This is a genomic window from Ruminococcus sp. (assembly GCF_017650195.1).
In the GTDB taxonomy this organism is placed as follows: Bacteria; Bacillota; Clostridia; order Oscillospirales; family Ruminococcaceae; genus Ruminococcus.
Genome location: NZ_JAGCFH010000293.1, coordinates 1 through 7,963, shown reverse-complemented (window position 1 = coordinate 7,963; position 7,963 = coordinate 1). Strand labels below are relative to the sequence as shown.

Annotated in this window: 7 protein-coding genes and 1 pseudogene; 4 read left to right on the top strand and 4 right to left on the bottom strand. The window is 44.0% G+C overall.

Annotated features, from left to right (window positions below; translation table 11 throughout):
• The 3 genes and pseudogenes from J6U00_RS13205 to J6U00_RS13195 all read right to left on the bottom strand — a co-directional run.
• Window positions 1-203, bottom strand: a pseudogene (locus tag J6U00_RS13205) (NAD(+) synthase); the annotation flags it as partial.
• A 56-nt stretch (window positions 204-259) separates the two neighbouring features.
• Window positions 260-865, bottom strand: a complete 606-nt coding sequence (gene thrH / locus J6U00_RS13200) for a bifunctional phosphoserine phosphatase/homoserine phosphotransferase ThrH (protein ID WP_296582572.1) — start codon at window positions 863-865, stop codon at window positions 260-262.
• A gap of 101 nt (window positions 866-966) precedes the next feature.
• Window positions 967-2,418 (bottom strand): penicillin-binding transpeptidase domain-containing protein, encoded by a 1,452-nt coding sequence (locus J6U00_RS13195; protein ID WP_296582569.1) that lies wholly within the window; start codon window positions 2,416-2,418, stop codon window positions 967-969.
• A gap of 227 nt (window positions 2,419-2,645) precedes the next feature.
• Between J6U00_RS13195 and J6U00_RS13190 the strand changes: the two genes are divergently transcribed.
• Window positions 2,646-2,963 carry a TfoX/Sxy family protein gene (locus tag J6U00_RS13190; protein ID WP_296582567.1) on the top strand — a complete coding sequence of 106 codons (318 nt, stop codon included), beginning with the start codon at window positions 2,646-2,648 and terminating at the stop codon, window positions 2,961-2,963.
• Between the two features lie 44 nt (window positions 2,964-3,007).
• Here the strand turns inward: J6U00_RS13190 and J6U00_RS13185 are convergent, their stop codons facing one another.
• On the bottom strand, window positions 3,008-4,456 hold the full coding sequence (locus tag J6U00_RS13185) for a penicillin-binding transpeptidase domain-containing protein (RefSeq protein ID WP_296582565.1): 1,449 nt from the start codon (window positions 4,454-4,456) through the stop codon (window positions 3,008-3,010).
• 162 nt (window positions 4,457-4,618) lie between these two features.
• Between J6U00_RS13185 and J6U00_RS13180 the strand changes: the two genes are divergently transcribed.
• The 3 genes from J6U00_RS13180 to J6U00_RS13170 all read left to right on the top strand — a co-directional run bounded on the left by J6U00_RS13180 (window position 4,619) and on the right by J6U00_RS13170 (window position 7,935).
• Window positions 4,619-5,092 (top strand): small multi-drug export protein, encoded by a 474-nt coding sequence (locus tag J6U00_RS13180; protein WP_296582562.1) that lies wholly within the window; start codon window positions 4,619-4,621, stop codon window positions 5,090-5,092.
• Window positions 5,092-6,096: a hypothetical protein gene (locus tag J6U00_RS13175; RefSeq protein WP_296582560.1), complete on the top strand. Its 1,005-nt coding sequence runs from the start codon at window positions 5,092-5,094 to the stop codon at window positions 6,094-6,096. Before J6U00_RS13180 ends, J6U00_RS13175 begins: the two co-directional genes overlap by 1 nt.
• 117 nt (window positions 6,097-6,213) lie before the next feature.
• On the top strand, window positions 6,214-7,935 hold the full coding sequence (locus tag J6U00_RS13170; RefSeq protein ID WP_296582559.1) for a DNA mismatch repair protein: 1,722 nt from the start codon (window positions 6,214-6,216) through the stop codon (window positions 7,933-7,935).
• Window positions 7,936-7,963: the final 28 nt, after the last annotated feature.

Sequence of the window (7,963 nt, the reverse complement as noted above, 5' to 3'; positions counted from 1 at the left end):
TGCTCGCCCTGAGGCATGAGTACTCCGATAACTCTGTCTTTTCCGAGAGCCTTTGCGCAGACCGCCGCGGCTACGGAACTGTCTTTGCCGCCGGATATGCCGATAACGGCATTTGTAGTGGGAGAAGCGGTCCTCTCAAACAGGTCGCGTACCCATTCAACTACTTCCTTTGTCACTTTTTCTGCATTGAAACTGTAGCTCATAAATATACCTCCGATGTTTTATGCCAGGACGGCAGCAAAAGCTGTCTTAAGCCCTGTTATTCCACCCTTGCCTTCTTTATAGCAGCCAGTAGCTCGTCATAGGTCTCGAATGCCGGAAGCTCCGGGTGATCCTTTTTGATCTGCTCTGTGCTGCGGAACAGGAAGCCTGCCTTGCTTGCCTCTATCATGGCAAGGTCGTTGTAGCTGTCTCCGCTTGCGATAGTGTCATAGCCTATTGACTGCAAAGCCTTTACCGTTGTGAGCTTGGACTTCTCACAGCGCATCTTAAAGCCAGTTATCTCGCCGTTTTCAGCGACTTCAAGACTGTTGCAGAATATAGTCGGCCAGCCCAGTTTCTTCATAAGAGGTGCTGCGAACTGCGTGAATGTATCGCTGATGATGATTACCTGTCCCAGCTCACGGAGAGAGTCAAGGAACTCCTTTGCGCCCTCCATAGGTTCGATCTTTGCGATAGTGTCCTGTATTTCCTTAAGTCCGAGTCCGTGCTCTTTGAGAATTCCGAGACGCCATTTCATGAGTTTGTCATAGTCAGGCTCGTCACGGGTAGTCTTTTTCAGCTCCGGGATGCCGCTAGCTTCAGAAAAGGCTATCCAAATCTCGGGCACAAGTACTCCCTCAAGGTCAAGACAAGTTATATACATAATGAATTCCTCCGTTAAAAATTATCTTACTAAATTATTATACAACTTTTTACGGTATTTGTAAAGTGAAAAATAAGAGCGGCATGAAGCCGCTCATTATTTCAGTATGAAAGCACGGTATTAATTATACCTTGATAAAGGTATCCCGTCTGACTTGCAAAGTCGTATCCGAAATCTGCCGGATTTTGAAGCTGCATAACTATTATGTACGAGCCGTCCAAGCCATAATTGCTGTAGTCGGTATATTTTATTTTTTCATTTGTACGGTCTGCCACGTTCCTGAGACAGCCTGTTATATAGAGAAAATCTCCACGTCCTGTTTCAGCTGTTCCGGTCTTGGCGTAGAACTGATAATTTTCAGGTACATAAATACCTAGATTATTTGCAACTCCAGTCATGCAGTCAAGAAGATTCTGACGGTATTCTTCAGGTATGCTGGCTATTACCTCATAGGGCGAGGTGCCCTTTGAACATTCCTTTGAAGGATCAGAGGTATCAACCACCTGCTGTACGATAAAGGGCTTTACCATGTCGCCGAATACAGCTTCTCTGCCAAGGGCTGCAAGATATATCGGGCAGGTCTTTACATGGGATTGTCCAAATGCGCTCCTGCGCAAATCGTCGAGACACTCTATCTTTATCTGGTTTTCTATGGAGCCGAAATCGCAGTTTATCGGGTCGCAGAAGTGGAAAAGACGGTTCAGCTCGTCAAGTACTTTATCCGTACCGAGCTGATCATATACCTTTGCAAAGAAAATATTGCTTGAATTTACAAAGGCTGAATAAAGCGTTCTCTCAGGTATGGGATATCCACCTATATCGTGATCCCAGTTTACTATGGTGGCTCCACTGTCGAACCATTCGCCGTCATCATAAAGACAGGTTATATTGTTTTTGTCGGCGATGACCTCTGACATTATCTTGAAGCATGAACCAGGAGAGGCATTCATGAACGCCTTGTTTTCAAGAGCTCCCGACCATAGCAAGTTTCTGTACTCCTCGTCGGAGAAATACAGCTCAGGATCATAATTGGGATATGACACCTCTGCAAGTATAGAGCCGTCAGTTCTGAGCACCACGATTGAGCCGGACATACCCATATTCGCCATATATGAACAAAGCTCAGTCTGTACGTCGCTGTCTATGGTGAGACGCACCGATTTGCCGACTTCGTGATCAGCGGCTATTTTCGTCGGATTGACTGATGTGAGGAGCTCCCTGAGGGACTCGTCCAAGCCATTTGAAGCCTCGCTGATTAAATTGCTGAAGGAGTAGGCGCAGTTTTCACCGTAAATACGTTCATCGTCCTCACCCTTAGCATAGGTGCCGTATGTAACGAGCTTTAAGTTAGTATCGTAGATGTTTCCCCTGTATACCAGCGCTGTAGTCGTGGTAGTAGTTGTCGTTTCTGATGTGGTTGTTGCGCCAGGATTTGCCGATTCGGTACCGTGAAGGACCTCAAACTGTCCTACCTTTGCCGAACAGGACGGAAACGACAATGCCGCGGCACCTGCTACTAGCATCGGCAGAAGCCATGTTCCCCTGAAAATCATTCTGATTACCGTCCTAAGATAGATTTGCATTTTCGCACCCGTAAGAGTGCGGGAAAGTCATAACTTAATTATACATTCTTTTACATGATACGTCAATATCTTTCAAAAAATTCAATAAGAAAATCTATAATTAGTTCATATTACGGGTATTAAGCTGTATATTGACAAAAACAGAGTACGTAAAGTATAATTGAAATATAGTAAAAACGAAACAGGAGGATAACAGTATGGCTTCAAGCAAAGCTTATCTTGAATTTGTACTTGAACAGCTGTCTGATACGGACGGAATAACATACAGGTCGATGATGGGAGAGTTTATTATATACTGCCGAGGTAAGGTCATAGGCGGCATTTATGACGACCGCTTCCTTGTGAAGTCGGCTGAAGCAGCAAAAAGACTGATGCCTGATGTTCCTTATGAGATACCATACGAGGGCGGAAGCAAAATGCTACTGGTGGAGGATATCGACAACAGGAAGTTCCTTAAGGAACTTATTGAGGCTATTTCAGATGAACTCCCAGAACCAAAGAAAAAGAAGCGTTAGTCAGTAAAAAGCTCCCGCAGGCGGCTGCCTGTGGGAGCATGATTTTATTTGCCTATTACTATGTTGATTATCTCTCGGTATACTCCTGCTGATTGTGAGGCGAACTCAAAGCCGTGTTCAGCAGGGTTTCTTATTTCCATGACTACTATATACGAGCCTGTTTCGCCGTAGTTATCGTAGTTGTCCCAGCTCTGGGAGCCGTTGTCATTGTAGTTCTTGGCGCAGCCTGTTATGTATAGGAAGTCGCCGAGCCAGCCTTCAGCAGTGCCTGTCTTGGCATAGAAGCTGTAGCCATTAGGGGGATATACACCTATATCGGATGCTACTGAACCCATTACGCTGAGTAGGTTGTCTCTACATTCCGGCGGTATGGATGCGATAACATCGTTTGCCTTTGAGCCGCTTCCTATCTTTTTCCCTGCGTCGGAGCCATCAACTATGTCCTTTAGTACAAAGGGAGTAACCATATCTCCGAATGCTGCCTCTCTGCCGAGAGCAGCAAGGAATATAGGGCAAGTGAGTACCTTCGCTTGACCGAAGGCGCTCCTTCGGAGGTCATCTATATCTTCGATCTCTATATTATTGCTTAAATCGCCGAAGTCGCAGTGAATATCGTCAGAATCCTCAGTCCCGAAGTGGAATATCGTTCTAAGGTCGTTGATAACATTTTCTTCTCCTATATTCTCGAAAGCTTTTGCGAAGAAGATATTACTGGAATTGATGAATGCGGAGTTCAGTGAGCGGTTAGGAATGGGGTAGCTGCTCTTGTTGGTCTTGTGATCCCAGTTGACGATGGGGTGATCATTGCCGAAGTCCCATGTGCCGTCATCATAGAGTGAGTATATACCGTGTTTGTCTGCAAGCACCTCGGACATTATCTTAAAGCAGGAGCCTGGCTCGTAGTTGCTGAAAGCCTTGTTTCCCACGTCTCCCCATGCGAGATCCTCGTTGTATTTCTGATCTTCCACGGAGTTGGGATCGTAAGAGGGATAATTTACTTGAGCCATTATGGAGCCGTCAGTCCTGAGAACTACTACAGCACCTATAAGGTTTGTGCTTTCCATATAGCTGTAAATATCGTTCTGGACGTCGCCGTCAAGGGTAAGCTTTATAGACTGGTAGCTGTCTCCGCTAGCTGGCGTTTTGAGTATATTGTCAAATACAGTATCGTAGCCGTCAGACATTGAGGTCAATATATTTGCGAATGAAACGGCATAGTCATTCGCATAGACTCTTTTTTTGCCGTCTTCAGAGCTGGAAGCAAGAAGATGTCCCTTTGAGTCGAAGATATTTCCCTTTGCACCGGAAGCGGCAGTGGCCTTTTCTTCTGTGACCTTTTCTGTTACAGTTTCTGTGGTAACTGTGGAAGACGCCGTGGTTGCTTCCTTTTTTTCATTCAGGTCTGCCTTACCGACAGGGGAGGAGCCGCATGATGAGAGGGAGGCAAAAAGAGTAACCAAAGCTGCAAGTGCTGTGAATCTATTCGTTTTCATATTATCATTTTCCTTGATATGTATTTTTTCGTAAGACGAATTACTAATATTATAGTCCATATTATCGCTTTCGTCAACAGTTTGTCAAAAAAATACTTGACTATTTCAATGAGATATGAGATAATAAACTGTATGCGATTTTTAATGAAAGCGAGTTTTGTTATGTTAAAGTATATTCTTACATTTCTTATCTCAATGGTGCCTCTCGTGGAGTTGAGGCTCGGTATACCGGCCGGCGTTGGTATGGGCGTAAAATGGTATTATGCTGTAGTAATATGTATGATAGGCAATATGATACCCGTTCCGATTATCTTCTTCTTTGCAAGAAAGGTGCTGGAATGGGGAAAGGATAAGAAGTATATCGGCAAATTCTTTACATGGTGCCTTGAAAAGGGACATCATGGCGGCGAAAAGCTTAAGGAAAAGGCGGGAAAGGGTATGTTTTGGGCGCTGCTTCTTTTCGTTGGAATACCTCTTCCCGGTACAGGAGCATGGACGGGAACTCTTGCGGCAAGTCTTCTTGATCTTGATTTCAAGAAGAGCATAATTGCTGTAGCTCTCGGGGTCGTTCTTGCTGCGATTATAATTACGGCGGCAACTCTTCTCGGATTCGGCGCTTTAAGCGCAGTAAAATAATGATACGAGCTGAAAGCAGCGTCGACGCTGCTGCAATAGACAGGATAGTGAGCAGCTTCGGCGGGGATGATACATATACCGCAAAGCTGCGCAGCTCTGGCAGTATAATTCCTGAGCTCTCGCTTGTCTCTGAGGACGGTAACGGCAGTATTAATGGTTATATAGGCTGTGCTGCTGCAAGAGCCGGAGAGCTTGATACGCCACTTATCACTGGTATTCACGCAGAAAATGAAGAGACCGCAAGGGCGCTTGCTGCGGAGCTTATACGCATAGCAAAGGAAAATGGCAGGGACGCACTCCTCGTATTTAATGACGGCTGTAAAAAGTTATTTAAGGATCTCGGCTTCTACAGCGCGGTATGCTTCGGGATAATACCTCCGGGCGAACTGAACGATATGGGTACACTGCACTGTTTATGTCTCACAGAAAAAAGGCTTGACGAAGCGGTAAAGGCAGAGCTTCCCGATGTGATAGGAATGACCTTTGTAGAACCTGTTTTTGATATCCATTCAAGGCTAACAGAGGAAGAATACTCCTTTACAGCTATGGATACCAGAAGACGTAGCCGCATTGTGGATTATATCCTTGAATCAGTCATGATAGTAATTTCAGTCATTCTTTTCATAATAAAGAAGCGGTTTCTCTTTTTGTCTCCTGCGATCATAATCGTTGTATATATGGTCAAGACCTTTATTCGCCTGAAAAAATTCAGGGAGAAGCTGGAAGAAAGCAAGGCCGGCGATGGCAGGCTTTCCATTGACGATCATCTTATCTTTTATGATGACAGGATAATGGTATATATGCCTCAGGTAAGCAATGTGTATTTCCGGAGATATACGGATTATCACTTTATGTTCCTGAAAAAGGATTACCTTATGATAGGCTATCCTTCAAGAGATAATAATATGAACGGCAATACCATAAAGTACAGGGATATACCCGACAAGGACGCATTTGTTCGCTTTATAAAGGAAAAATCAGGCGGGATCAGAATAATGAGATAGTTTTAAAGCCGTAGCTTATATGCTGCGGCTTTCTATATACATATAAAAAATATTATTGACTAATCTATGAGCATAGTTTATAATATAATTACATTTAAAAAGGAGGACAGACACATAATGAACGGCAAAAAGAGTTTCAGTATCCTTTTCCCGAATTACGAGGGAGTAACCTATAAACAACTTTCGGAAACGGTCTGTCATGACCTTGGTATTGACCTGCTGTGCAGCGAGCTGTCAGATGACAAAAAAGAGCAGAATATTATAATGAACATCGTATCTAACATGACATCAGATAAAAGAGTAGCATTTTATAGACAGAAGGTATTTGCCGATATCCTGAGGCTGCCGGAGCTGAGGAGCAGGCTGTCTGAACTCTTTGAAAGGATAGAATATATAAGAAAGTTTACTACCGTAAGAATGGATACGGGGGAGAAGCTTGGCTTCTGGTTGCTTATGCACAAGCTTGACGAGCTCAGCGATTATATAAAATGCGTGGAGGAAATGAGAGCCTGTCTTTCCGAAGCAGATATCAGCTCTGAGGGACTTGTAGGTTTCAGGGATTATCTTGATATCCTCTATGACGAAGCACGTTTCAAAGCCATGAAAAAGGATATATCTGAGTTAAAGGAAAAGACCTCAGTGATACAGAGTGTTACTCTAGGAGTAAACGTGAATTCGAGATTTGAAGCTGTCAGTCTCGGACTTGTTTCAGTAAACAGCAAGCCTTTTAAAAAGTCCAATATAGTAAGCAATTTTGCAGATGCGATTTCCGAAAAGGACAGGATACAGGAAAGTACAGACTGGGACGGCGATATGCACTATCATCATGTGGATAAGGACCACAGCAAAAGCTTTGCCAGGTTTATCGAGAATGCTGGTTCTATGCTTGCAATGACACGTACCCCATTTGTGGACGGCAGAATAAGATCAACTGTTGTACAGAGTATAAATAACGACGAAACGGCAGGAGCTACCTTCTATTTAGACAGGGTTATGAACAAGATGCTGGGTTCGGTAATAAAAAAGCTCAGGGACGTTCTTAGTGAATACGCAGATATAGCCATTGTCGATATATCCAATGTGATACCGGAGTTCATGTATTATATAAAGTTTGCAGAATTTGTTGAAAGGTCTTCCAGTATAGGCTTGAAGTTCTGTGAGGCTCAGCTCTCCCAGAGCGAGGAAGTTTCAATGAATGCCAAAGATTTTTACAACCTTAAGCTTGCAGTCAAAATGGACAATGTTGAAGAGCTCGTATACAATGATCTTGTATTTGACAGGGAACATACTATCTATATACTTACTGGTGCCAACCGCGGTGGAAAAACTACCGTAACGCAGGCGATAGGAATAATGTTCGTTTTGGCGCAGGGCGGTATATCGGTTCCGGGTTCCGCTTTTGAGTATAAGCCGGTGGACTGTATATATACTCATTTCCCGGCAGACGAGGAAAAGACTCTCGACCTCGGAAGACTGGGTGAGGAATGTGTCAGGTTCAAATCAATATACTCCGAATGTACTGGAGAAAGTCTTGTGCTGCTGAATGAGACATTTTCTACCACTTCCTTTGAGGAGGGCTTCTATATAGCAAAGGATTCCGTAAGAGCATTGCTGAAAAAAGGATCTATTACAATATATAACACCCATCTGCATAAGCTTGCGGCGGAAATGGATGATTTTAACAGGGAAAGCGGCAGATTTAAGGTTTCGTCGCTTATAGTGAAGAACGATAATGGAAAGCGCTCATTCAAGGTTGAGGTTGCTATGCCAGAGGGAATGTCTTATGCGAGGGATATCGCGGAGAAATATGGTGTTACCTACGAAATGCTTACAGAATGAGCTATATACACTGAAAAAGCCCCGGAGC

Coding starts and splice junctions, on each gene's coding strand:
- J6U00_RS13185 (WP_296582565.1), bottom strand. CDS start 4,456: ATGAAAACGAATAGATTCACAGCACTTGCAGCTTTGGTTACTCTTTTT.
- J6U00_RS13190 (WP_296582567.1), top strand. CDS start 2,646: ATGGCTTCAAGCAAAGCTTATCTTGAATTTGTACTTGAACAGCTGTCT.
- J6U00_RS13175 (WP_296582560.1), top strand. CDS start 5,092: ATGATACGAGCTGAAAGCAGCGTCGACGCTGCTGCAATAGACAGGATA.
- J6U00_RS13180 (WP_296582562.1), top strand. CDS start 4,619: ATGTTAAAGTATATTCTTACATTTCTTATCTCAATGGTGCCTCTCGTG.
- J6U00_RS13195 (WP_296582569.1), bottom strand. CDS start 2,418: ATGATTTTCAGGGGAACATGGCTTCTGCCGATGCTAGTAGCAGGTGCC.
- J6U00_RS13170 (WP_296582559.1), top strand. CDS start 6,214: ATGAACGGCAAAAAGAGTTTCAGTATCCTTTTCCCGAATTACGAGGGA.
- thrH (WP_296582572.1), bottom strand. CDS start 865: ATGTATATAACTTGTCTTGACCTTGAGGGAGTACTTGTGCCCGAGATT.